26 protein-coding genes and 2 pseudogenes are annotated in these 23,179 nt (G+C 61.1%); 11 read left to right on the forward strand and 17 right to left on the reverse strand.

What is annotated here, in order from left to right:
• Positions 1-9: 9 nt before the first annotated feature.
• A pseudogene (ubiA, locus tag G9X64_RS16680) lies at positions 10-923 on the reverse strand (4-hydroxybenzoate octaprenyltransferase).
• 212 nt (positions 924-1,135) lie between these two features.
• Between ubiA and G9X64_RS16685 the strand changes: the two are divergent.
• Positions 1,136-1,519, forward strand: a complete 384-nt coding sequence (locus G9X64_RS16685; protein WP_205919953.1) for a VOC family protein — start codon at positions 1,136-1,138, stop codon at positions 1,517-1,519.
• Positions 1,520-1,555: 36 nt separating this feature from the next.
• Here G9X64_RS16685 and G9X64_RS16690 read toward each other — a convergent pair whose 3' ends face one another.
• Together G9X64_RS16690 and G9X64_RS16695 are read right to left on the reverse strand one after the other, a co-directional pair.
• Entirely contained in the window at positions 1,556-1,729 is a 174-nt protein-coding gene (locus G9X64_RS16690; protein ID WP_168313278.1) for a hypothetical protein, read from the reverse strand.
• A gap of 351 nt (positions 1,730-2,080) precedes the next feature.
• Positions 2,081-3,293, reverse strand: a pseudogene (locus G9X64_RS16695) (argininosuccinate synthase).
• Between the two features lie 124 nt (positions 3,294-3,417).
• On the opposite strand from G9X64_RS16695, the gene G9X64_RS16700 reads away from it, so the two are divergent.
• Positions 3,418-3,885 (forward strand): Lrp/AsnC family transcriptional regulator, encoded by a 468-nt coding sequence (locus G9X64_RS16700; protein WP_168313280.1) that lies wholly within the window; start codon positions 3,418-3,420, stop codon positions 3,883-3,885.
• A 546-nt stretch (positions 3,886-4,431) separates the two neighbouring features.
• On the opposite strand, the gene G9X64_RS16705 is transcribed toward G9X64_RS16700, so the two are convergent.
• The gene (locus G9X64_RS16705; RefSeq protein WP_168313867.1) at positions 4,432-5,325 is read right to left on the reverse strand and encodes a hypothetical protein; all 894 of its coding nucleotides are present in this window, start codon (positions 5,323-5,325) and stop codon (positions 4,432-4,434) included.
• Between the two features lie 62 nt (positions 5,326-5,387).
• Here G9X64_RS16705 and G9X64_RS16710 point away from each other — a divergent pair, with 62 nt between their 5' ends.
• Positions 5,388-6,263, forward strand: a complete 876-nt coding sequence (locus tag G9X64_RS16710; RefSeq protein ID WP_168313282.1) for a bifunctional helix-turn-helix transcriptional regulator/GNAT family N-acetyltransferase — start codon at positions 5,388-5,390, stop codon at positions 6,261-6,263.
• 280 nt (positions 6,264-6,543) lie between these two features.
• Here G9X64_RS16710 and G9X64_RS16715 read toward each other — a convergent pair whose 3' ends face one another.
• Entirely contained in the window at positions 6,544-7,575 is a 1,032-nt protein-coding gene (locus tag G9X64_RS16715; RefSeq protein WP_171376984.1) for an aldo/keto reductase, read from the reverse strand.
• A gap of 134 nt (positions 7,576-7,709) precedes the next feature.
• On the opposite strand from G9X64_RS16715, the gene G9X64_RS16720 reads away from it, so the two are divergent.
• A complete protein-coding gene (locus G9X64_RS16720; protein ID WP_171377006.1) occupies positions 7,710-8,330 on the forward strand; it encodes a TetR/AcrR family transcriptional regulator in 621 nt (206 codons plus the stop codon).
• A gap of 317 nt (positions 8,331-8,647) precedes the next feature.
• On the opposite strand, the gene G9X64_RS16725 is transcribed toward G9X64_RS16720, so the two are convergent.
• The 3 genes from G9X64_RS16725 to G9X64_RS16735 all read right to left on the reverse strand — a co-directional run bounded on the left by G9X64_RS16725 (position 8,648) and on the right by G9X64_RS16735 (position 9,773).
• Positions 8,648-8,851 (reverse strand): hypothetical protein, encoded by a 204-nt coding sequence (locus tag G9X64_RS16725; protein WP_168313284.1) that lies wholly within the window; start codon positions 8,849-8,851, stop codon positions 8,648-8,650.
• Between the two features lie 83 nt (positions 8,852-8,934).
• Positions 8,935-9,099 (reverse strand): hypothetical protein, encoded by a 165-nt coding sequence (locus G9X64_RS16730; protein ID WP_171376985.1) that lies wholly within the window; start codon positions 9,097-9,099, stop codon positions 8,935-8,937.
• Between the two features lie 32 nt (positions 9,100-9,131).
• Complete coding sequence (locus G9X64_RS16735; protein ID WP_171376986.1) at positions 9,132-9,773, reverse strand: dihydrofolate reductase family protein; 642 nt, start codon at positions 9,771-9,773, stop codon at positions 9,132-9,134.
• A gap of 90 nt (positions 9,774-9,863) precedes the next feature.
• On the opposite strand from G9X64_RS16735, the gene G9X64_RS16740 reads away from it, so the two are divergent.
• Positions 9,864-10,379 (forward strand): winged helix-turn-helix transcriptional regulator, encoded by a 516-nt coding sequence (locus G9X64_RS16740; protein ID WP_168313863.1) that lies wholly within the window; start codon positions 9,864-9,866, stop codon positions 10,377-10,379.
• Positions 10,380-10,394: 15 nt separating this feature from the next.
• Here G9X64_RS16740 and G9X64_RS16745 read toward each other — a convergent pair whose 3' ends face one another.
• Genes G9X64_RS16745 through G9X64_RS16755 form a run of 3 tightly spaced genes read right to left on the reverse strand, consistent with a single transcriptional unit; the run spans position 10,395 to position 13,017 of the window.
• Positions 10,395-11,198 (reverse strand): ABC transporter permease, encoded by an 804-nt coding sequence (locus G9X64_RS16745; RefSeq protein WP_168313288.1) that lies wholly within the window; start codon positions 11,196-11,198, stop codon positions 10,395-10,397.
• Between the two features lie 2 nt (positions 11,199-11,200).
• On the reverse strand, positions 11,201-12,001 hold the full coding sequence (locus tag G9X64_RS16750) for an ABC transporter permease (protein ID WP_171376987.1): 801 nt from the start codon (positions 11,999-12,001) through the stop codon (positions 11,201-11,203).
• Positions 11,998-13,017: an ABC transporter ATP-binding protein gene (locus G9X64_RS16755; RefSeq protein WP_171376988.1), complete on the reverse strand. Its 1,020-nt coding sequence runs from the start codon at positions 13,015-13,017 to the stop codon at positions 11,998-12,000. The genes G9X64_RS16750 and G9X64_RS16755 overlap by 4 nt, the downstream gene beginning before the upstream one ends.
• 162 nt (positions 13,018-13,179) lie before the next feature.
• Here G9X64_RS16755 and G9X64_RS16760 point away from each other — a divergent pair, with 162 nt between their 5' ends.
• On the forward strand, positions 13,180-13,704 hold the full coding sequence (locus G9X64_RS16760; RefSeq protein WP_168313291.1) for an NADPH-dependent FMN reductase: 525 nt from the start codon (positions 13,180-13,182) through the stop codon (positions 13,702-13,704).
• 33 nt (positions 13,705-13,737) lie between these two features.
• Here the strand turns inward: G9X64_RS16760 and G9X64_RS16765 are convergent, their stop codons facing one another.
• On the reverse strand, positions 13,738-13,884 hold the full coding sequence (locus G9X64_RS16765) for a hypothetical protein (RefSeq protein ID WP_165503865.1): 147 nt from the start codon (positions 13,882-13,884) through the stop codon (positions 13,738-13,740).
• A gap of 140 nt (positions 13,885-14,024) precedes the next feature.
• Here G9X64_RS16765 and G9X64_RS16770 point away from each other — a divergent pair, with 140 nt between their 5' ends.
• From G9X64_RS16770 to G9X64_RS16780, 3 genes are all read left to right on the forward strand, one after another.
• Positions 14,025-14,696, forward strand: coding sequence for a response regulator transcription factor (locus G9X64_RS16770; RefSeq protein WP_168313293.1), 672 nt, complete (start codon positions 14,025-14,027; stop codon positions 14,694-14,696).
• On the forward strand, positions 14,696-16,048 hold the full coding sequence (locus G9X64_RS16775) for a sensor histidine kinase (RefSeq protein WP_171376989.1): 1,353 nt from the start codon (positions 14,696-14,698) through the stop codon (positions 16,046-16,048). Before G9X64_RS16770 ends, G9X64_RS16775 begins: the two co-directional genes overlap by 1 nt.
• A gap of 176 nt (positions 16,049-16,224) precedes the next feature.
• On the forward strand, positions 16,225-17,124 hold the full coding sequence (locus tag G9X64_RS16780; RefSeq protein ID WP_171376990.1) for a DUF3313 domain-containing protein: 900 nt from the start codon (positions 16,225-16,227) through the stop codon (positions 17,122-17,124).
• A 130-nt stretch (positions 17,125-17,254) separates the two neighbouring features.
• Here G9X64_RS16780 and G9X64_RS16785 read toward each other — a convergent pair whose 3' ends face one another.
• Both G9X64_RS16785 and G9X64_RS16790 read right to left on the reverse strand, forming a co-directional pair.
• Positions 17,255-17,842 (reverse strand): GNAT family N-acetyltransferase, encoded by a 588-nt coding sequence (locus G9X64_RS16785; protein WP_171376991.1) that lies wholly within the window; start codon positions 17,840-17,842, stop codon positions 17,255-17,257.
• A 170-nt stretch (positions 17,843-18,012) separates the two neighbouring features.
• Entirely contained in the window at positions 18,013-18,507 is a 495-nt protein-coding gene (locus tag G9X64_RS16790; protein WP_168313295.1) for a BA14K family protein, read from the reverse strand.
• A 359-nt stretch (positions 18,508-18,866) separates the two neighbouring features.
• Here G9X64_RS16790 and G9X64_RS16795 point away from each other — a divergent pair, with 359 nt between their 5' ends.
• Positions 18,867-19,769: a hypothetical protein gene (locus G9X64_RS16795; RefSeq protein WP_168313296.1), complete on the forward strand. Its 903-nt coding sequence runs from the start codon at positions 18,867-18,869 to the stop codon at positions 19,767-19,769.
• A gap of 245 nt (positions 19,770-20,014) precedes the next feature.
• On the opposite strand, the gene G9X64_RS36600 is transcribed toward G9X64_RS16795, so the two are convergent.
• The 3 genes from G9X64_RS36600 to G9X64_RS16810 form a co-directional block, all read right to left on the reverse strand.
• Complete coding sequence (locus tag G9X64_RS36600) at positions 20,015-20,224, reverse strand: hypothetical protein (protein ID WP_168313297.1); 210 nt, start codon at positions 20,222-20,224, stop codon at positions 20,015-20,017.
• Positions 20,225-20,417: 193 nt separating this feature from the next.
• Positions 20,418-20,699 (reverse strand): hypothetical protein, encoded by a 282-nt coding sequence (locus tag G9X64_RS16805; protein WP_168313298.1) that lies wholly within the window; start codon positions 20,697-20,699, stop codon positions 20,418-20,420.
• Positions 20,700-20,742: 43 nt separating this feature from the next.
• Positions 20,743-21,579, reverse strand: a complete 837-nt coding sequence (locus G9X64_RS16810; protein WP_168313299.1) for an alpha/beta fold hydrolase — start codon at positions 21,577-21,579, stop codon at positions 20,743-20,745.
• Positions 21,580-22,214: 635 nt separating this feature from the next.
• On the opposite strand from G9X64_RS16810, the gene G9X64_RS16815 reads away from it, so the two are divergent.
• Positions 22,215-23,171 carry a S1C family serine protease gene (locus tag G9X64_RS16815; protein WP_168311674.1) on the forward strand — a complete coding sequence of 319 codons (957 nt, stop codon included), beginning with the start codon at positions 22,215-22,217 and terminating at the stop codon, positions 23,169-23,171.
• The last annotated feature ends 8 nt before the right edge of the window (positions 23,172-23,179 follow it).

The raw sequence follows: 23,179 nt of genomic DNA on the forward strand, positions 1-23,179 counted from the left end.
TTGAGCTGCTTACCATGTGCCTGACAAAGCCGCGCAGGCAAGCAGCACCCCCGTCAGGATATCGCGAGGAACAGGCGATAATTGATGTCCGGGCGGGCAAGATCGATCCGCCGGGTTTGCCAGGCAAGATGGCCGGCGATCATCAGCATTCCGATCGCATAAGGCGGCGACATCTCCAACAGCCAGCCCCCGAGCGACCACGCGCCGACCGCCAGAGCATAGAACAGGCCGATCAAGGTCTTGCCGTGCCGGCCGAACAGGATTGCCGTCGATTTCAGGCCGAGACGGGTGTCGTCCTTCAGATCGACATAGGCATAGATCGTATCATAGCCGATCTGCCAGGCGATGGCCCCGGCCCACATCAGCACGGCGCCGACCGGGATATGTCCGGCAGCCTCGGCCCATGCCATCAGCATCCCCCAATTGAACGCCGCGCCCAGGACGGCCTGCGGCCAGTGGGTGAAGCGCTTGCAGAGCGGATAGACAAAAACGAGTGGCAGCACACATATCGCGATGAGGCGGGTGTAAGGCGTCAGGAAAAACAGAAGCGAAGCCGCAAGCGCAAGCTGAACGGCGAGGAAGAGAAAGGCCGGCAGTGTGGCGATCTCTCCGCTTGCCAAGGGCCGAAAGCGGGTCCGCTCGACATGGCCGTCAAACTTCCGATCGGCGATGTCGTTGACCGTGGAACCGGCGCTTCTCATCAGAAGAGCGCCGAGAGAGAAGATCGCCATTTGCCTGAGGTCCGGGAGGCCGTGAGATGCCTGGATAAGCGCGGCCCAGCACGGGAATAGCGTCAACCATATTCCGACCGGGCGATCCAGCCGCGCCAACCGCGTATATGGCCGCCATGCAGCCGGCAGCCGGCGATCCACCCAGTCGCCACGCTGGATATCGCTGAGATCGGGGCGGCTCAGAGTCGTCATGATGATCCAAATTTCCTGTCACAAATAGCCGTGAAGCCTCAGGTGCTGTCGCCATAGGCGCCGCCCAGAATAGGAACTTTTGCAGACACGGCAATAATCATTCGCTGCGATTGGTCGCCGACCTTCCGCGGAAAATGCCGCTATATGTTCTTGTTGTGTTCACGTGCTTGCGATATGGATTCTTCCGATCTTGGAGCAGGGAGGGGAAGATCATGAGTGTCTATGCAACCGTCGGCGCAATCGATTCCGTCAAATCGAATGGGTTTTATGATGCGAGCTTGGCAACGATCGGATGGAGCAAACATCGGGAATTTCCCGGATGGAGCGCCTATTCCGAAGGTGGGAAGGGTGAAGGTTTCGTTCTATGGGTTTGCAAGCCGTTCAACGGCGAACCGGCGAGCGCCGGAAATGGCTCGATGGTTGCTTTCATGGCCAAGTCCCGCTCCGAGGTAGACGCTTTTTACGACGCTGCGATGACCAATGGCGGAACGGACGAGGGCGCACCCGGTCTACGCCCGCACTACGGGCCGAACTGGTATTCCGCTTACGTGCGCGACCCCGCCGGAAACAAGATTGCTGTCGTCTACGACGGCTGAGGCGAGTTTGATTGCCGCAATTCGACGTCTCGGGGACTACCAGGCGGTACGGGCGGTGCCGAGCGCGGTCGTATGAGAGGATGAGACCTGGGCGACGTGCGCCTTGAGCGACACGACGCAGTTTCCCGGAACGCTGAGATTGTGCAACGTCAAGTGTTTCAGCAATGTCTCGGCGTCGCGCTTTTCGGTTAGCGGAAATGTCACAGTCATGCGAGTTCTCCAACGAATAAACTGAGCATCCGCACAAATTAATGTCTAAATCCTTTTGCGCTGCAACAAGAAAATTTTAACCATAAAATTAAAATCGATTAGCTTTCGGAGTGGCCATTTTAAAAATCGTTTGAAACTGGATTCGGGGCTTCTCCATGGAACCTGACTGCTTCGGCCAGCCGCCAGGACGATGCCGTCAATGTGGCATTGACCCATCCAGCCATTGACCCTCGCAGCTTATGGGATCCGAACCTGCCCGTTTCGTCCGGTTCCCCCAGGTCGAAGTGTGGAGGGGAAGGCGTTTGGAGCGTCGTGAGCGTTAGGTGCGCTGGCTGACGTAAGATAGGGCGGTCATCTGCCGTTGCGGGCGGCCCAGCTCCTGAACCGTAGTCCGTTAAGCCTGATGAAACCTTCCGCGTCGTGATGATCGAAGGCGATGGTGCTTTCTTCGAAGGTGACGAGGTCGGCGGAGTAGAGTGAGCAGGGGGAGGCGCGGGAGATGACCGAGGCGCTTCCCTTGTAGAGCCTGAGCGTCACTTCGCCGCTGACGAAAGCCTGGCTGTGGTCGATCAGGGCTTGCAGCATTTCCCGCTCGGGCGCGAACCAGAAGCCGTTGTAGATGAGCTCGGCGTAACGGGGCATGATCTCATCCTTCAGATGCGCTGCGGCGCGATCGAGCGTGATCGATTCAATGCCGCGATGCGCGGCGAGGAGGATCGTGCCTCCGGGCGTCTCATATATTCCCCTCGACTTCATGCCGATGAAGCGGTTTTCGACCAGATCGAGGCGTCCGACACCATGCCGGCCGCCCAGTCCATTGAGTTCGCTCAGCAATGCGGCCGGTGTCATTGCCTTGCCGTTCAGGGAAACCGGGTCACCTGCCTCGAAACCGATGGTGATGATCTCGGGGGCCTCAGGAGCATCGAGCGGATCAACCGTGCGCTGATAGACATAATCGGGCGCGACCTCCGCCGGATTTTCGAGGATCTTGCCTTCGGTCGAGGTGTGCAGCAGGTTGGCGTCGATCGAGAACGGCGCCTCGCCGCGCTTGTCGCTTGGCACTGGGATATGATGCTTCTCGGCATATTCCAGAAGCTGCGTACGGGAGCGGATGTTCCATTGGCGCCAGGGAGCGATGACCTTAAGCGACGGATCGAGCGCATTGATGGCCAGCTCGAACCGGATCTGGTCATTGCCCTTGCCTGTCGCGCCGTGGGCAATGGCATCCGCGCCAACCTCCCGGGCTATGCCGACCAGATGCTTGGCGATCAGCGGCCGTGCGATGGAACTGCCCAGCAGATATTGCCCCTCATAGAGCGCGTTCGCCCGTAGCATCGGAAAGACGAAATCGCTGACGAACTCCCCGCGCAGATCGACGATACGGATGTCCTTGACCCCTGACATCTCCGCCTTGGCGCGCGCCGGCTCGAGCTCCTCGCCCTGGCCGAGATCGGCGGTGAACGTCACGACCTCGCATCCGTAGGTCTCCTGCAACCATTTGAGCATGATCGAGGTATTCCAGCCCGCCCGAATAGGAAAGCACAATCTTCTCTATCTTCGTCATCAACCCATCTCCATCTCGATGCTGGAACGGTAGGCCAAGTCCTACGCAATGAGCTTGCGAAGCATCCGTAAAATTGCGAAAGTTGGGCATATCATGCCATTGCAGCACGGGTTGGAGCTATAAAATGCCAGTCACCTTGGATGCGATCGATCGCCATATCCTGCGCGTGCTTCAGCGTGACGGGCGTGTTTCAAACGTCGATCTGGCGAGAGAGGTAGGCCTGTCGCCATCGCCGTGCCTGCGTCGCGTGCGGCTGCTGGAAGAGGCCGGGATCATCGATCGCTACGTCGCCGTGCTGGACCCTGCAAAAGTCGGGGCGGGGCTGACGGTCTTTGCCCGCGTGTGGTTCAAGACGCAGGACGCCGAGGTCACGCTCCGCTTCGGAGAAGCCGTCAGGCGGTTCCCCGAGGTGATGGAATGCTACCTGACGACAGGGGAATGCGACGCCGTGCTTCGGATCGTCACCGCCGATCTGCATAGCTACTGGCGTTTCCAGGCCGATCACCTGACGCGCATCCCGAGCGTCCTCAGCGTCAAGACCGACGTGCCGATGGAAACGCTGAAGCGGAGTTACGAACTGCCGTTGCGATAGGCGTCGTGCTCGATCCCTATCCCAAGGGAGAGGTGTTCCGGTTCCTTGCCAGCCAGACGAGGCCGGTGACCAGGAGCAGGATCATCGCGGCATGGGTGATGTAATCGAGCGTGGTTTGTGGGGTCGTACGACCATCCCTCCGGCCTCGTCCTGAGGTGCCCCAGAGGGGCCTCGAAGGACGGGGCCGGCCACCGGCGTCTCATCCGGCGATATCAGCATGCAGCGCCACTTGCCCTCCCTGCCACCCTGCGTGGCAGGTGTTCCGGCGTTTGATGGATTCAGGATGCAGTGCTGCGGCGTGTCCTTCGAGGCTTCGCCCTTCGGGCTGCGCGTACAAGGATAAGGGACGTTGTAGGATGCCGCACTTCCAATAGATACGTTGGTGATGCCGCACCAGCGTTGAAATGAGCCTCATCCCAAGGTGCGATCCGCTGAGAGTGGGAAGCGCCCTCCCCAAACTTTTTGTAATGGCGGTAATGGTTGCATCCGCGTTTGGCGGACAAACCTCCGATCCTGAGGGTCTGGGCCAGAGGGCCGGCGAGAGGGTTACTCGACCTGGATATGAATATGGTCGTCGTGGCGGGCGGCGCGACAGCCTTGAAAGCGGATATGGCCGTCGGTGATGCCGAGCGCGTTCTTCAGATGCGGCTCGATGAAGATCTTCTGCAGGCCGAAGCGCGCAACGCCTTCGCTCGTCAACCAGCCGATCGCGGCCGATGTGCGCTGCTCCTCGATGCGATAGGCCGGAAACAGAGGCTGCAGCACATTGAAATCCCAGCGGGTTGTGAGCCAGTCGTTGCGCCCTTCGCATGGCAGTTCGTCGCCGGGGGCGGGTTGCTCGAAGGCGAAATAGCCGATCGGGGAGCGGGTGGCGCCATTCAGGAAGGCGCCGTCCACATCCCTGTAATAATAGGCGAAGTCCAGCTTTTTTCCGTCGGCATGCGACAGATGCGGCAGCAGCGGAAAGCCTCTCACGAAGGGAAAATTCGCATCCAGCGCGACGGTGACGGTTCCAGGAAATTCCCTGTCCATGTGGGCGGCAAGCGCCTTTGCCAGATCGTGCACCTCGGGTGTGACGTAGTTGCGGTTCAGCAGGCAATAGATCGGGGAGCGGACCACGAGCCGGTCCGCGGCGTCGGCGAGGCAGGAGAGGGGAACCCGCCCGAAGATCGGCGCGGCGAAGGTCGCGGTAAAGGTGGCGCTAGCATAGCAAAGCAGGAAGATCGCAAGCTTGGGCAGAAATCGCCGTAAGCCCCAGGCGCGTGAGGCGGCCAGCGCCACGAGATAGGCGATGCCGCCGATCTGCGTCAGCAACGTCAGAACGAGAACGATCAGGGCGTGGAGAGCAAAACGGAACACGGGAAGGCCTTGGGGACGTTGCCATTCCCATAAGCGAGGGGATGGTGGCGCGCAAGGCGGATGGTGGAGTGCGCGGCTCATTTGCGCGTCCCCTGAAGTGCCTTGAATTGACAGGATCAATTATCTGACTAAAGTCAGATAATATGACCTACGATCCTGTCTCTCGCGTCCGTCGCTTTAACCGTGCCGTCACCTCCGAAGTCGGTGCTCTCGATACGTCTTTCCTCGGACGCGGCCGTCCGCTGGGTGCCGCCCGCGTCCTCAATTCGATCGGCCGCGGGCAATCGGATGTTGCGGTGATCCGCGATTATCTCGGTCTCGACTCTGGCTTGATGAGTCGCCTGCTGCGCAGTCTGGAAGAGGAGGGTCTCATCGAGACGGTGCCGAACCCTCAGGACGCGCGTCGCCGCGTTGCCAGGCTGACCGAAACCGGCCGTTGCGAGTTTCAGGCTTATGAAGCGCTTTCCAATGCGCAAGCGAAATCGTTTCTGGCGCGCCATCGTCGCCCGGACGAATTGCTGCGCGCCATGGATATCGTCGCTTCTTCGCTGAGACGTGAGCAGATCGTGCTCGAGGAGAAAGACCCGCGACACGAGGACGCCAGCTATTGTCTGCGCGAATACTACGGCGAACTCGCACGCCGCTTCGAGAAGGGTTTCGATGTATCGCTTTCTCGCGATCCAGACGCCAAGGATATGATCCGTCCGCGCGGTGCGTTCCTGGTGGCCATGTCGGATGGGCTGCCGATCGGCTGTGTCGGGCTGAAGGGCAATGGCGGCGAGGTCGCGGAGATCAAAAGGCTCTGGGTCGCCCCATCCGCGCGTGGCCTTGGCCTCGCAAGGCGCCTTATGTCAGCTGCCGAGAACATCGCCCGCGAACTATCCATCAAGCTCCTGCGTCTGGATACGAATAGCGCGCTGCCCGAGGCAACACAACTTTATCGCGGAACCGGCTGGAGCGAGATCGACCGTTTCAATGACGACCCATACCCGGACACGTTCTTTGAGAAGCGCCTTTAAGCGAAGCTCGCTTTGGGCCGCTACACACTTCTCCTTCGTTATTCCTGTGCTCGTCACAGGAATCCAGTGCGCCCAAGTCCTTGGGCGCGGGAGAGTTTGTTGCTTAGTTATTCAGGGCGCGGACGCGCCGTGGCTGGATTCCTGTGACAAGCACAGAAATGAAGGCGGGGGAGGCGGCGCCGCTGTCCCGCCCTTCGCAGGGCTCAGGGCGTTCGGCCCTGCGATCGATTCACTGGATCGATCGCTCCTGCTTTGCAGAACCGGGCCTCACCCCTGCCGGTCAGGCGGCGAAGCGCTCCGCTATCGGGCGGCGGCGCAGGTTCGGCTGTGTCATTGCAGGCGGGTTATAGGCAGCCTCCAGCGGGCCGGTGTCGGTGCCGGGCGGGACGATCGCGTCGATCCGGTCGAGGATTTCGTCCGTCAGGCTCACCCCGGCGCCGGCAAGCAGATCGTCGAAGTGCTCCATCGTGCGCGGGCCGATGATCGCCGAGGTGACGGCGGGATGGGCGATGGTGAAAGCCATCGCCATGTGCGCCAGCGAAAGACCTGCCTGCTGCGCGAGCGGGATGAGCCGTTCGACCGCGTCCAGCCGGCGCTCGTCGTTCATCTGCCTGGGGAAGCGTTTGGCGCGAGCGCTGTCGGGTTGCGGTGCGCCCTTGCGATATTTGCCTGTGAGCATGCCCATCGCCAGCGGGCTCCACACCATCGCGCCCATTCCGTGACGCTCGCAGGCGGGCAGAACCTCGCGCTCGATGCCGCGGTTGAGGATCGAATAGGGCGGCTGCTCGGCGCGGAAACGTGCCAGCCCACGGCGCTCGGAAACCCATTGCGCTTCGATAATCTCCGAGACGGGGAAGGTCGACGATCCCACGGCGCGCACCTTGCCCGTCCGTATCAGGTCGGTGAGGGTCGATAGCGTCTCCTCGATATCGGTATCGGGCGCCGGCCGGTGGATCAGGTAGAGATCGATATGGTCTGTCTGCAGGCGACGGAGCGAATCCTCGACTGCGCGGATCAGCCAGCGGCGCGAATTGCCCTGTCGGTTTGGGTCGTCGCCCATCGGCAGATGCGCCTTGGTGGCGAGCACGACGTCGTCGCGCCGGCCCTTGAGTGCCTTGCCGACGATCTCCTCGGATTCGCCGCGGCTGTAGATATCGGCGGTATCGATGAAGTTGATACCGGCATCGAGAGCCTTGTGGATGATCCGGATCGAATCCTCGTGGTCAGGATTGCCAGCGGCGCCAAACATCATCGCGCCGAGGCAATAGGGGCTGACCTTGATGCCGGTTCTTCCAAGCGTGCGGTATTGCATGGTCTGTTCCTTTTATTGGGAGGTGAACTTCGTGCGCATCGATGTGGCCAACACCGTCTCGCTGTGCTAATTTGCATAAACGGAACCGTATTCCGCTTATATACGGAACAATGTTCCGTTTTGCAAGCGAGTGGATGATGGGCGACGAGAGAAAAGAGCATGAGGACGGCCTGAAACCCGGGGAAAGGGCGGACAGGCGCGTGCGCGCCGACGCCAAGCGCAATCTCGACGGGCTGCTTCAGGCAGCATTGACCGTGTTTGCGACCTCCGGCGTCGATGCCCCGGTGCGTGAGATCGCGGAGAAGGCCGGCGTCGGCATCGGCACCGTCTACCGGCATTTTCCCGAGCGTTCCGACCTCGTCGTCGCCGTCTTCCGCCGCGAAATCGACGCCTGCGCCGACGCCGCGCCGATCCTTGCCGCCGAACATGCGCCGGGCGAGGCGCTGGCCAGATGGATGCAGCGTTTCGTGGATTTCATCGCGGCAAAGCGCGGGCTTGCGGCGGCCCTGCACTCCGGCAACCCGGCCTTCGATCCCTTGCCCGCCTACTTCCAGCAGCGGCTGCAGCCGGCCCTTCGCTCGCTTCTCGACGCCGCCGCTGCCGCCGGCGAGGTCCGCACCGATATCGCTGCCGAGGATCTTCTGAATGCGGCCGCAAGCCTCAGCATGCACGCCTACGCCCAAGGGTCCGAACATGCCCGGCGCATGGTTTCCCTGCTGGTCGACGGGCTGCGCTACGGCGCGGTTCCGAGATGAAGATGCGCCGATGAAACGGGCTGTCGCCCGTCGCTATGAGTTGGGGCGGGCGACGGTCTGGCATCATCAGGTCCGTATCGACAGCTCGGTATCCTCTTCAAATGGCGTCGAGAGGTAGCGGGCCGCGGGCGAGATATTCCGAGCAGAGGTCGGCATTGGCCCGACATTCCAGGGGTCGTCGCCGCATCAGCCTGCTCGAATAGTCATCGAGCAGGGGCGGCGGGGCGCTGGCGCAACGGAAGTGGCAAGCGAAAGCGCGGCATCCCAACGTCTATCATCGCAGGATGCCGTGGCGCTTCGATGGATGGAGTGGGGTCCTACTGGTGATCCATCTGCTTCGACAACTCGGCAAAAAGCCTGTCGCGGTCGGTGTTCATCTGGACGAGATCGACGGCGACGGTGATGGCGTGGCGTCCTTGGACGCTGTCGATGTCGAACTTCCTGTCGCAGCACCATTGCCGAACGGCATCGGTGACGATGGTTATTTCATCATCATTGAGTGAGATGAGCGACAGGAGCATCTTCGTACCCTCCATGAAGCGGCAAGAGCACCTATGGTCTCTCAAGCGGTCGTGTCGATGATCCGATGGCGTTTACTCTACGCTCATTCCACAGCAATACCACGGCCATCTTGACACGGTTTGGTGACAGCCGAACGATCCCGACAGGCGGCCGTCAGAGCGGTGCCTGCCAGGATTGCTGGATCTTCTGCATCGGGATTTTCCGTCTTGATGATGCGGACGCCTGCGATGCGGCCGAGGTATTCCATCGGGAAGCGCCTAGGATACCGACTGAACTCGTTTATTTCGCCAGCACGATATGCGTTGCGTGTTCGGTTGCGACATGCTCGGCGACGCGGAAGCCGAGGGCCGGGAGGTCGATGCCTGTGAACATTGCTTCGCCCTTGCCGAGGACGACGGGGGAGATGGCGAAATGCAGTTCGTCGATCAGGCCGGCCTGCAGATATTGGCGGACGGTGCTGACGCCGCCGCCGATTTTCACATCCTTGCCGCCGGCCGCGGCCTTCGCCTTGTCAAGCGCTTCCTCGACGCCGCCGGTGATGAAGTAAAACGTCGTGCCGCCCTCCATGACGATAGGTTCGCGGGGATAATGCGTCAGAATATAGGTCGGTGCGTGATAGGGTGGATTCGGTCCCCACCAGCCCTTCCAGGCATCATCCGGCCAATCGCCGCGGATAGGGCCGAACATGTTGCGTCCGAGAATGAAGGCGCCGAAATTCGCCATGCCGCGGGCCGCATAACCCTCGTCGACGCCTTCAGAACCGCCGTCCTTTCCGATCATCGCACGGAAGGTGCGGGTACGGAAAAACCATTCGAACATCTCCGTTCCCCGCTTGCCCAGCGGATCGTTCATGCTTTGCTCCGGCCCGGCGCCGAAACCATCCACGGAAAGGGAAAATGCTGCGACACGCACCTTGGACATGCTGCTCTCCTCCATCTGATTGCGGACCGAAACTAGTTGCGTTGTCGCATAAGCGATCCTATATTGCAACCAGTTTTAAGGAGAGAATTCGTGGATATTGAACTGAGGTCGGGCTGCCCGATCAACCTGACGATGGAAGTGCTGGGCGATCGGTGGAGCCTCATCATCATCAGGGACATCATGTTCGGCAACCGCCGCCATTTCCGCGATCTCCTGACCCATTCGGAGGAGGGAATTGCCTCCAATATTCTGGCCGCCAGGCTGAAGCGTCTGCTCTCGCTCGGATTCATCAGCAAGCGGGACGACCCGAGCCACAGCCAGAAAGCGATCTACAGCCTTGCGGAGCCAGCGATCCAGCTCGTGCCCGTCTTTGCCATGATCGGTGCCTGGGGACGACGCCATTTGCCTGTAAGCGAGGAGTTGAGCATTCGAGCGCAGCTTCTCGAAGAAGGCGGGCCGCCGCTGTGGGACGAGTTCATGGAGGATCTCCGGCAGATCCACATCGCCGACCCGATCCGTGGCGCCAACGGCACCTGCACCTCACCGGTGCTGGCGAAGCTAACAGCTGCGTTCCTCGAGGTCCGCGCGAGATCGCAGGCGTCCTGAAGCCGGCTGGCCCGATCAGCCGCCGGCGCCCTGATATTTGCCGGTGGCATACCGCCAGTGAGCGATTGCCAGCAAGACCCAGATCGGCCCACCGACAAGAGACACCGGCCCCGCCCAGTCCCCGAGGATCGGGATGGGCTTACCGAGCAGGGCGCCGACGGGGACCGAACTGGTGAGAGCCAACGGGACCGCGGTGATGAGAATGGTCTGGATGCCGCCCGGAAAAATATTGAGCGGGTAGCGGGTCAATTCCCAAAAGCCGAAGAAGATCGAGAACAGGTGGTTGGACCGCACCCAGATCAGCGCCGTGGCGCCGATCATGGTGATAAGCGCACCCGTCAGCAGCGTCGCGCTGGTAAGCGCAGCAATGAAGAATGACGCGGACCAGACCGACCAGGTGAAGTCGACGGACAGAACGGCCCAACCCATCAGCACCACCGCCAGGATGACGTGACCGGCATAGCCGATATTGAGGCCGGAAAAGACCAGATAGGCCCAGGGGCTGAAGGGCTTGACCAACAGGGTGTCGAAAGTGCCGAGCCGCACCAGTTCTTCGAGGTCGCGCAATTGCACGAAGCTCATCGCGGCGCCGAGCGAATAAGCCAGCAGCTGGAAGCTGAACAGCAGGGCAAGCTCCGGCCAGGTCCAGCCGCCGAGCGTATCGAAGCGGGCGAGCAGGATGCCGATGGTGGCGAAGACGCTGCCATAGGAAAGGATCTGCGCAAGACGGTCGAGCCAGAAGGCGCCGCGATATTCCATCTGGGAGCGGACATGCATCCGCACCAGCAGCGGCAGGACGCGCAGGTGATGCATGAGCATGATCAACCTCCCTGCACGGTGATGCGGCCGGAGGCGCAGCGCCAAAGCCAGAGGACGCCGGCAAGGAACAACGCGGCCCAGCCGAGACCGAGGCCGAGATGGAGCCAGACATCGGCCGTGGAAAGCCTGCCGAGATAGACGGCATTGGGATAATAGACCACCCAGGCGAAGGGCAGGTGTCGGGCAATCGTGGCCAGCGGCTCGGGGAAGAACCAGAACGGTATCAGCAGGCCCGAGAACAATTGCAGCAGGGCGCCCAGGATCCAGTCCAGCGAGAAGCTCGTCATCAGCCAGAAGGCGACGAGGCCGAAGAGCGCCGACATCAGGAACAGCAGCGTAAAGGACAGCGTCCAGAAGGCGATGAACATCAGGCCATCGAACAGGCTTGCCGGCGGCAGCATGCCGTAGAACAACGCGGTGAAGGCGACGGTCGGAATGACCTGGGTCATCAGGCGATAAGCAAAGCTGCCGCATTCGTTGGCGAAGAGATAGAGCGGATAGGACAAGGGCTTGAGCAGCCAGACTGCGACATCGCCTGTTTTGAGCGACCGGCCGATCTCGCCGATGATCCTTTCGGGGCGGGTTGCGCCCATCACAGCGCCGCCGAGCAGGGCATAGGTCACCATCTGCTGCAGGGAGACCCCGTCGACCACGATTGCGCCGACGCCGGCATAGGCCGCCTGCCAGATGGCGACACGCGCGAAGACCTGTACGAGTTTGCCGAAAAAATTGGCCCATACTTCATTGCGGTAGGCGAGTTGCGAATGAAAGGAACTGCGCGCAAAGGCGAAATAGGCGCTCATGATGCCCGGGCCTTGGCATTGCTACGATGGTCGGCGTTGCGGCGCTGGTAGAAGGTGCGGATGACCTCTTCGATGTCGGGCTCGTGCAGCGCCACATCCTTGAGGCCGCGCCCGCTGCCCACCTCCGACAGGATTGCGACCAGCGATACGTCTTCACGCTCGATGAGATAGTTCTTGCGCAAGCCTTCGTCGCTGACGAGGGTCGCGGTGCGCAACGACAACGGTCCGGGGTCGCTGGCAAATTCGAGTGTCAGCCGCCGAGCCGAGCCCAATGCCGCGCGCAGGCTCTTCAACTCACCGTCGAAGATGAGCCTGCTGTGATCGACCATGATCAGCCGCGGGCAGATGGTCTCGATGTCCTGCAGATCATGGGTGGTGAGGATGATGGTGACGCCGCGCTCACGGTTGATCTCGGCGAGAAAACGCCGCACGGCATCCTTGGCGACCACATCAAGCCCGATGGTCGGCTCGTCCAGAAAGAGGATCTTGGGATCGTGCAGCATCGACATCACGATCTCGGCGCGCATGCGCTGACCGAGGCTGAGCTGGCGCACCGGGCGGTCGAGAAAGGGCGTCAAGTCCAGCAACTCGCTGAAACGTCGGAGATTATCCGCATAACGGGCGGCTGGGATGTCGTAGATGCGCTGGTGCAAGGTAAAACTGTCGACCAGTGGCAGGTCCCACCACAGCTGGCTGCGCTGGCCGAAAACGACGCCGATCTCGCGGGCATTGTCCATTCGCTTCAGATGGGGAGTTCGGCCGAGTACCGAAAGCGCGCCGGCGCTCGGCACCAAAATGCCGGTCATCATCTTGATCATCGTCGATTTGCCGGCGCCATTCGGGCCGAGATAGCCAACGGCTTCGCCTGCCGCAATGTCGAAACCGATGTCGGAAACGGCCAGAACTTCCGTATATTCGTTGGTCACCAACGTCTTCAGCGCACCCAGCAGACCCGGAAATCTCTTGTGCTGTCGGAAGCGTTTGCTGACGTCCCGCGCCTCGATCAAAGCCGTCATATGTATTTCCTCGAGGGTGGTTCCAGCCGATTCGGCAGCAGCATCCAGGCTAACGCGGGGCTCGGCCAGTTCAAGCAAAAGTCGCTTTTTGGGCGCTACTCAATCGAGCCTAGCCGAGCCTTTTGCGTTGACAGCCATGATCAAACATTTCCTGTTGGGGTCATGAAGATTCTCGCAATATCCGGCAGCGTCCGGCACAATTCCACCAATATGGCCATGCTGCAGGCTGTCTGTGCCATTGCGCCAAGTGAGATCGAGATTTCGATCTTCGACGGCGTGGGGCGATTGCCGGTATTCTCGCCTGATCTCGAGGGGGAGAATCTACCGGAGGCGGTGCGGGAGTTGATCGCTGTCATCGCAGAGAGCGATGGCCTGATCATTGCGAGCCCGGAATATGTCCGATCCATTCCCGGCGGCCTCAAGAATGCGATCGATTGGCTCGTGTCAGGAGATGAGATCGTCCATAAGCCGATCGCCCTGCTGCATGCATCGCATCGAGGCGATGATATGCTGGCGGGTCTTCGCACCGTTCTTGCGACCATCACCGACCGGTTCGCGGGCGATATTTTCCTCAGGCTTCCTCTGATGAAGCTGGAGCCGGCCGAGGTGTTCAAGGCCGTCGAGGCAGCGGAGAACCGTTCCAGGGTGCAGGCCTATCTTCAGGCATTCTCCGCCTATTGCATGTGAGGCAGTCAGACCGCCTGAGGTTCGCTGGCTGCATCATCGGACCTCCATCAGCAGGCCGTTCTCGAATGCCGTCTTTTCGTGAAGCGTGTGCAGAATGACGAGCGGGGCTGCGAGCAGCGCGGCGAGGATGAAGGCGGAGAGGAAGTGTCTCGTCAGGAGACGAAGGATTGGTCGGATCATCTTGATCTCCAGCGGCTGCAGATATTCTTTGTGCTGGACTTCAACAATTGCAGCAGCATGACCGGCTGCCTTGCAAGCTCCGCAATGCTGCCGCAACCCTTGTGGCGGACAGAGGGGGAGAGCGAGACAATGGACGGGCGATGCGGATACTGTTGATAGAGGATGAGAGGGAGCTGGCTGAGGCGCTGTCGGCCGCACTCGGCAAACATGGGATCGTCGCGGACCATACGATGCATCTGGCCGATGCGGTCGAACTGACGCGGCAGAACATCTACGATGCGATCCTGCTCGACCGGCGCCTGCCTGACGGAGAGGGCCTGAGCTTCATTCCGGAGCTCAGGCGGACGGGGAAAGATACGCCGATCATCGTGCTGACCGCCCACAACGAACCGAAGGAGCGGATCGAAGGCCTCGATCTCGGCGCCGACGACTACCTCGGCAAGCCGTTCCTGATCGAGGAGTTGATGGCGCGGCTCAGGGCCGTGCTGCGGCGATCGCCTGAACTGACCGAACTCAAAATCACCGCCGGGCGAATGGTGATCGACCCGCTGCATCTCAGCGTCACCGTCGATGCCGTGCCGCTCGATCTGCCGCGGCGCGAACTTCTGGTGTTGGCGGCACTCGCAAGGCGCAGAGAGAAGACCGTGCTGCGCTCGACACTGGAGGCGGCGGTTTATAACTACGAAGAGGAAATCCAGTCGAATGCGCTCGACGCGCATATTTCACGGTTGCGCAAGCGGCTGATCGATGCCGGCGCCGGCGTCGCGATCCATAATATCCGCGGCGTCGGCTATCTCATGAAGGAAGAATGATGCGCGGGGCGACCAAGTCGAACCTTTCACTCTGGTGGACGCTCAGCTGGCAGCTCAGCATCGTTTTCGTGGCGGTTGTTGCGACGGTGATCATCGGGCTTTGCATTTACGCCACTAGCATCCTCTCGCCCAATGAAGGAATGCAGGTTCAGCTGACTGCAGCCCTCGAGGAAGCTCTTACGCGTGACTCGCAGGGCAGGATCGCCATAGCGGATAGCCCGCGTCTCAAGTCGTTCAAGGCTGAGAACAACAGGCTCTGGTTTTTCGTCGCAACACCCAGTGGAGAAACGGCCTCCTACGGCGTAATACCGGCGCCCTATGCGGACCTAGCCCGGTACGTCTACCTCATCAAAGACGCCGACATACGAGGGGCGTCCGGTACGACCGAGGTCGCCTCTATCGACCGTGTCGACACGGCAGAAGGCGAGTACAGAGTGATGTACGGCGGAAACGCCAGCAGAAGCTCCGCATTTCTGGCAATACTCGGCAAAACCTACCTCATTTACACACCACTTTTGGCCATCGCTTTGCCCGGAGTTTTTCTAACGATCCCCCGCGTCGTAGCGCGCGCTTTGGCTGGCGTGAAGGATATAGCGAGCAAGGCATCGGAAATCGAACCCCGCCGGCAAGGAGCCCGATTGCCGGTGGATGGTATCCCCACGGAAATCGCACCGTTGGTGATTGCTTTTAACGGAACGCTTGAGCGGCTTGAGAACGAGTTTAAGAAACGCCAGCGCTTCCTGCTCGATGCGGCGCATGAGCTGCGGACGCCGATCGCCATCATGCAGACGCGGATCGACGGCATGCCCGACGGGCGCGAGCGGCAGCGGCTGCTCGACGACGTGGCGCGGCTTGGGCAGGCGGCCGAGCAGTTGCTCGATTTCGAGCGCAACGATCAGGCGGCTGACCTCGACGAACCTGTCGATCTCGTCGAGATCGCCCGCGGCGTAGTGGCCGATCTCGCGCCACTCGCAATCGGCGCCGGCTACCAAATTTCGTTTCAAAGCGAGATCGAGAGGCTGGAGCGCAAGGGCAGCCCTTCCGCCCTGCCGCGGGCTATGAGCAACCTCGTGCGCAACGCCATCGACCATGGCGGCAACAGAGGCATGATCACGGTTTCGGTGTCGGGTTCGCCTTTCGGCGGCGGCCGGATCAGTGTCGCCGACGAAGGCCCGGGCATTCCGGCCGAGCATCGCGAGCTGGTTTTCGAGCCGTTCTACCGCGTCACCCCGAAGAGCAAGGGCGCCGGTCTCGGCCTCAGCCTCGTCAAGCAGATCGCCGCAAACCACGGCGGCGAGGTCGGCATCGAAAGCGGTGCGACCGGGACGCGGGTGACGATTGAGCTCGGATAAGCCGGCCTGCTCCGGCGGCATCCGTTCACGAAAACGATGTAATGCTGCGGCAATTCTCGACCGCCACTTTCGCTCGACACTAGAGCGCCGCGCGTCCGACAGGACGCGCCAAGGACGCTCTAGCATTTTAAACCTGCGCATAATCCTTTCTGAAAATCGATTTCGATTTTGGGGTTATGCGCTATCGGCGACGGAGGCCAGACAGCGTGCGCAGCAATCCATTCCCATTTTCCTTCCCATGGGCGTCGAGAGGTTTGTCCCTCGCTCTGCGGGTGGCGCTCGCCATGGCAGTGGCCGGGTGCAGTTCGGTACCGCTGAAGGAGGCCGGCACGCTTTCTTCCTACGGCAATCTCGGCGTGCCGAAGGGCAAGCTGTCGAAATCGCGCGTCTATGTTGATGGGACGCGCCTTAGCCCAGCTAAGACGGTCAGCATCGTGCCGACGACCTTCGCCTTCAACGCCGCGACCCGCGTCAAATCGGACGCCGACCGCGTGATGGTGGCGAATGCTCTGGACCGGGCGCTCTGCATTTCGCTTAGCGACAAATACCAGCTGGTCTCTGCCGGTCAGCCGGCGGACCTGACGATCCGCTCCGTCGTCACCGACATCGTGCCGACCAACAAGGCAATGGCTGGTGTTTCGACCGTCGTGACCGTCGGCACCGGTTTCGTGCTCCCCGTCGGCGTGCCGCGGTTGCCGGCCGGCCTCGGCGGACTGGCGGTCGAGGCGGAAGCCGTCGACAGCGGTGGCGTGCAGCGGGCGGCGATCGTCTGGTCGCGCGGCGCAAACTCGCTGCAGAACAATCCCCGCGTTTCCGAAGTCGGCGATGCCTATAGCCTGGCTTCGAAATTCAGCAGCGAGTTTTCCCGAATGCTGATCAAAGGCAAGGAGCCGAAGGGATTGGATATCTCGCTGCCGTCCGGGCAGCGGATGAAATCCTGGCTCGGCGGCAAACCGAAATACGCCGCCTGCGACGCCTTCGGCCGACCGCCCGGACTGATGGGCGCCGTGGCCGCCAAATACGGCGCGCCGCCGCAGTGGACCGAGAAGAAGCCAAAACCGGCCGCGACCTATTGAGAGAAACCGGCGCCGGCGCCCGACAAGCCGCCGCGATCAACACTCAGCCCGCCCCAGGCTGACGGGACGGACGGAGCAAAGGCGGGCAAGGCTTGTGCTCCGTCCGTCTGGAAATCCGTCGCGCTTCACGTCAGACGACGACGCCAGGCCGCAGCCAGAAGTACAGCTTGATCTGATCGGGTCTGTCGGAGGGATGCGGGCCGCGCATGAATAATTCGCCGTCATTGCGCTCGATCACCCGCCGCGAGGCCTCGTTATCCTCGTCACAGAGGATGACGAGGCGGTCGAGGCCTTCCTTCGCCGCCAGTGCCAACAGCAGCCTCAACGCATTGGTCGCGTGGCCGTTGCGCTGTTTCCACGGCACGACGGAATATCCGACATGGCCCGATACCTCGGGCGGCAACTCCTCGGTGCCGGCCTGAAAGCGCAGGCTGATGCTGCCGCAGAATTCGCCGTCCCAGATCCAGAACAGACGGGTGGTGAGTGGCGATCCGGACCCGGCGTGCCGTCTGCCATCAGGAATGAGATCGTCGAGGAAGTTCGCCCGGTCCTGGCGCAGCCGCTGAAGCTCACCGCGAACATAGGTTTCGTCGCCTGCGCGGCGCGGATCGGGAGACCAGCCAGCGGCGAGTGCCGCTTCAAAGCCCGATAGGTTTTCCAGATCCGGCGGCAGCAACGTGACGGGCCCGGGGGGCTTTGCGGTATCTGCAAATGTCATCGATCAGCCATGCTGTATCAGGCCGCAGGAAATTCAGGGGTCGATTCGCGAGGCTGAAGCCGAAAGTTAGGCACGGTTGATGGCCGGTGGGAAGCGGGCGAGTTGGTTCGGCATAGGCATCAAAAAGCCCCGCATCTTGTTGCGAGGCTTGCTGCTAAATGGTGGACCGGCTAACGGCACTGGCGGCGTGGGCCGTAGTTGGGCTGGTAGGTATTGTCGGAGGCGCGATAGGACCGATATCGGCTGTAGCAATAGTCCGCATGCGAACCATAGGCACGTGCGCGCGGCTGCGAAGCGAGGATGCCCCCGATGATGGCGCCGGCGGCCAGACCGCCTATTATGGCACCGGTATTGTCGTGGCGGCGATACCGGCGATCGTAGCGACGATCCCAGCCATAGCGGTCGTCTCGGTAGTAGTCTCGGTCGCGGTAGTAGTCCCGGTTGCGATAGTGATGGCGGTTGCGATACCACCTGCGATTATTGCGGAACTGACCCGGGCAGTTGGTGAAGTTATTGCAGCCAACAGTCATGATCCGGGCATCGGTGCTTTGAGGCGCCGGCTGTGCCGATTGCGCCTGGCTCGGCACGAAGATCGGGCCTGCCGAAGCCGGCATTCCGGAGAAGGCCGTCGCTATCGACAGCGCAATGACGGCAAATCTGTTCATTTCACTCACCTTGGGTAAACGGATGTATCGAAGGGATAACGCAGCGGAAGGGATTGAGTTTCATTTTGGGATGGGGCGGAGTGATGTATGTGCGTATCTGCTAAAATATTAGAGCTGGTCGAGAGGGGGCAAGGCGATTTGCTGGACGGCGTGACAGCCTACGGTGTCTCTGTTCATTTCACTCACCTTGGGTAAACGGATCTACCGACGGCATAACGCTGGGGAAGGGGATTGGTTTCATTTTGGAAAATTCAACAACAAGTTCGAATTGAAAGTAGATAGTCAATTAGATCTTTATGGATGGGCTGCTTCAATGACCGAGATGTAACAGCACTTTTATGCATGTCGGAAGGATCACCATGCGACTCTCCAGAATTCTCGGCGTTCTCTGTCTCTCGACGAGCTTGGCGATTGCACCTCTCAACATCACCATCACCGATTTATCGCCTGCTTTCGCCAAGGGTGGCAACGGCGGCGGCAATGGTGGAGGCAACGGCAGCGGCAACGGCGGCGGTGGCGGTGGCGGTGGCCACGGCGGCGGAAACAGCGGCGGAGGTCATGGAGGCGGCAGCAGCAACAGCGGCGGCGGAAAGGGCAGCGCCAGCTCGAGGGAGAAGACAGAAAATGGCCGGACCGGAAGCACGGGCAAGGCGGCCAAGACGAAATCGGCCAAGCAGACTGTCAGTACGAAGGGCACGTCCAAAAAGACGACCATCGCCAAAGCGCCTGCGACAAAACTTGCAAAAAAGCCAGCAGCAGAGCTTGCCGGTCTCAATTCGCTGAAGCGCAACTTCCATGCTCTCATGAAAACGTCCGATCCTCGGATGGCCGCAATTGCCGCGTTCAGCACGGCGTACGCTCAATATGAGCTCACCAACGGAGTGGCGCCACCGGCCGACGATCCAGTATTGGGCGATGCCGCCCTGACTGCGGCGCTGGCCGCCGCAACCAAGACAGGCATGGTCACGCCGGAGGCTTTGGGCTGGGCACAGGAGACGCTCGGTGTTGGAACAGCTATCGGGACGATCGACCAGATGAGAGACGCCTTGGCGGCAGCCGCCCCGACACCGGAAACCCCGGCAGCAGAGACCGAGACAGCGACAGGCGAGACGGCCGAGGGGAGCGCGACAACTGATCCGGTCGCGGCTGAGGAAACCTCTGGGACCGGAATGGAAGGCACAGCGGACACCACTGAAGCCACCCAAGGTGTTGACGAAACCGAGACCTCTGCCACAAGCACCGAGACGACGACGAACCCGTAACCCTCCTTGACGAACCTTCGGGATTTGCCGAATTCATTGCCCCTCCGACGACGGGGCAATGCCGCTTGTCGTTGGCGACATGGCGCTGTGTCGACCCACTGCCGCCGTGCAACTGCCCGCGGCTCCAGGCCCGGCGTCGTTGCCGGCCGTTGCGTGTATGCCGGCGACACGTCCATGGCTAAGGCATTGGCGAGCGAATGGGATTTGGTGAAAGGTCTTTTGAACTTGAAGGCGTGCTATCAGGCTCACCTTCCGCCGGCCAGCAATCGGAGCTGTCCTTCGTCATGCACACCCTGGCGGTAAAGCTCGATGATGAGGGCGCCCAGACGGTCGGCCTCTTTGCCGGATCGGTCGATCTTTAGCCCGCTACACAGAGCCTCGTGCACACGCCTGCACACATCGAGGTCCTCGGAGGCGAGCGGTTCGTCACGCGTGCTGAACAGCTTGTCTGACATCGCAATCTGCCCTTTTTGGATGCCGTGAATCGCTTTCGTGAAAAAAAGATAATTTCACGATCTTTGCTCTGCAAGATGGGCGAAGGTCCGAAATTCAAAAACAATTCGGCCCTCGCACGGTAAGACGGGCAAGGCTTCAGGGCGTGGATATGAGACCGATCGGCCTGTCGGACTGATGGATAGCTTGCGCGTGCTACTTGAGTGCTGGGTTCTTGGCGCTTTGTTGCGCCAGGCGCAGCTCTTTCAGCCGCTTGGTTTTTTCGCGGCGGGCCCGCTGCTCCGCCTCGATGGTTTCCTTGGCGGCTCGCTCGGTATTTTCGAAACGATCCTGCCGGTAAGCCTTTGATGAGGGTTCACGTTCTCTTGTCATGGCCGCTAAACGCAAATCGGCGAAAACGGTTTCATGGGAAAATGAGTCTCTGGCTGTCAATCGATCGACGTGGCCAGAACGCCGGCGTGCAGGATGGCAAGCCATCGTGGCAACCGGGCGCCTGATCGGCGCCCGGCAACATCACGGATCAGCCTTTGATAAAGGCGAGGATATCGGGGTTTATGATGTCGGCATGGGTGGTGCACATGCCGTGGGGGAATTTCTCGTAGACCTTCAACGTAGCGTTCTGCAGGAGCTTGGACGAGAGCAGGGCGGAGTCGGCGATCGGCACGATCTGGTCGTCGTCGCCGTGCATGACGAAGGTCGGCACGGTGATGATCTTCAGGTCTTCGGTGAAGTCGGTTTCCGAAAAGGCCTTGATGCCGTCGTAATGCGCCTTGGCGCCGCCGATCATACCCTGGCGCCACCAATTGTTGATGATCGGCTCCGAAACTTTCGCGCCCGGCCGGTTGAAGCTGTAAAACGGACCGGCCGGCAGGTCACGATAGAATTGCGAGCGGTTGGCGGCGAGCTGCTTGCGCAGATCGTCGAAGACTTCGATCGGCAGGCCGCCGGGATTGGCATCGGTTTTGACCATGATGGGCGGCACGGCGCCGATGATGACGAGCTTGGCGACGCGGCCCTGCGGCTGGCCGTGGCGGGCGACATAATGGGTCGCTTCGCCGCCGCCGGTGGAGTGGCCGATATGGACGGTGTTCCTGAGATCGAGATGCTCGACGACGGCTGCGGCATCGGCGGCGTAATGATCCATATCGTGACCGTCGCCGACCTGGGTGGAGCGGCCGTGACCGCGCCGGTCATGGGCGACGACGCGGTAGCCCTTCTCAAGGAAGAACAGCATCTGGGCGTCCCAGTCGTCGGAGCATAGCGGCCAGCCGTGATGGAACATGATCGGCTGGGCGTTCTTCGGCCCCCAATCCTTGTAGAAGATCTCGACGCCGTCCTTGGTGGTAACCGTGCTCATCTTTTGGCTCCGTTGGTTGGGGTTGGTTGATCAATGCGATCAGAAGTTTGCGCCGTTGCCGGCAGAATTGGCAAGGGCCACGAGCGTGGTTGCGCCGGAGGCTTGGGGCAAGAAGATCACGCCTGATGGGATCAACCGGCTCGAATTATGCTGATACGCTTATTGAATGGCTCTTTCTATTCTATTGATATGACAGAAGGTTGTATGGTTTCGCGAGTTGGGCCCGCAGCACCGGTCCATCTCGCATGATGGGGACGGGGGATTTGGCGATCCTCATCTGGCTGCTTCGTACTGCGAACATCTTTTGATCCCCGGTATGTCTGCCTGTTGAACACCTCAGGCATGTTCGTCATGGCATAACGAAGGCAGCTGATTTGACGGGCGAATGTCTGCAATGAGCCAATTTTCTGCCGTTCGTTCAAGATATCTGTCCGGGTAGTTCAATATATCTGTCCGGCTAGGTGTGTTGGCATTCTCTGCGTTGCGCGCATTGCAGACTGCTGCTGGCGCTCACTTGAACGCGGGCCGACGCCCAACCATCTAATCCTCACACAACAGCACAATGGCGAACCGTCGCAATCGCGACCGCTTCGCCGGCGGCGGGACGGCCGTTATTGCCGCCTGAGGATCAAATAATGGGTTACATGGATAAGGACATAGCGCCTCAGAATGATGGGGCGCTGATCGATGCCTATTCGCAATCGATCGCAGCAGCAGTCGATATCGTCGGGCCGGCGGTCAGCCGGATCGAGAGGGTGGGTGGCCGGCAGGGGCATGGTTCGGGCTTCGCTATATCGCCTGACGGCCTGATCATCACCAACAGCCACGTCGTCGACGACGCCAAGGCCGTTCGCATCACCACGCCTGATGGCTTCGTCACCGAGGGTCGGGTGCTCGGCCGGGATGTGGATACCGATATCGCCCTCATTCGCGCCAATACCAGCACTGGCGCCTGGGCGAAGCTCGGAGATTCCCAGTGCTTGCGCAGGGGCCATATCGCCATCGCGATCGGAAACCCGCTCGGCTTCGAATGGACTGTTACCGCCGGTATCGTCTCGGCGCTCGGCCGGTCGATGCGGGCTGCCAGCGGCCGGCTGATGGAGGACGTCATCCAGACCGATGCGGCGCTCAATCCCGGCAATTCAGGCGGGCCGCTGGTGTCTTCCAGCGGCGAGGTTATCGGCGTCAATACCGCCGTCATTCAGGGTGCGCAGAGCATCGCCTTTGCCGTGGCGTCGAACACGGCCAATTTCGTGGTTTCGGAGATTCTTCGCTATGGCCAGGTCAGGCGCGCCTTCATCGGTATCGCCGGCGATACGATCGTGCTGCCGCGCCGGGTGGCGCTTGCGGCGGGCACGGTGCAGACGACCTCCGTCCGCATCCGGCGCGTCGAGCCGGAAGGGCCGGCGGCGAAGGGAGGGCTGCAGGAGGGCGATTATATCCTCGCCATCGACGGCAGCCCGGTCGGCGGCGTCGACGATATCGTCCGATTGATGGATGGCAGCAGGATCGGCAGGGATACGGAAATCCTGGTGTTCTCGGTGGCGGGGCGGATCGAGAAGAAGATGTTGCTGCCGATGGCCCGGTCCTGACGCCGCAC

Origin of the sequence: Rhizobium sophorae, from assembly GCF_013087515.1 — a bacterium.
Classification (GTDB): domain Bacteria; phylum Pseudomonadota; class Alphaproteobacteria; order Rhizobiales; family Rhizobiaceae; genus Rhizobium; species Rhizobium sophorae.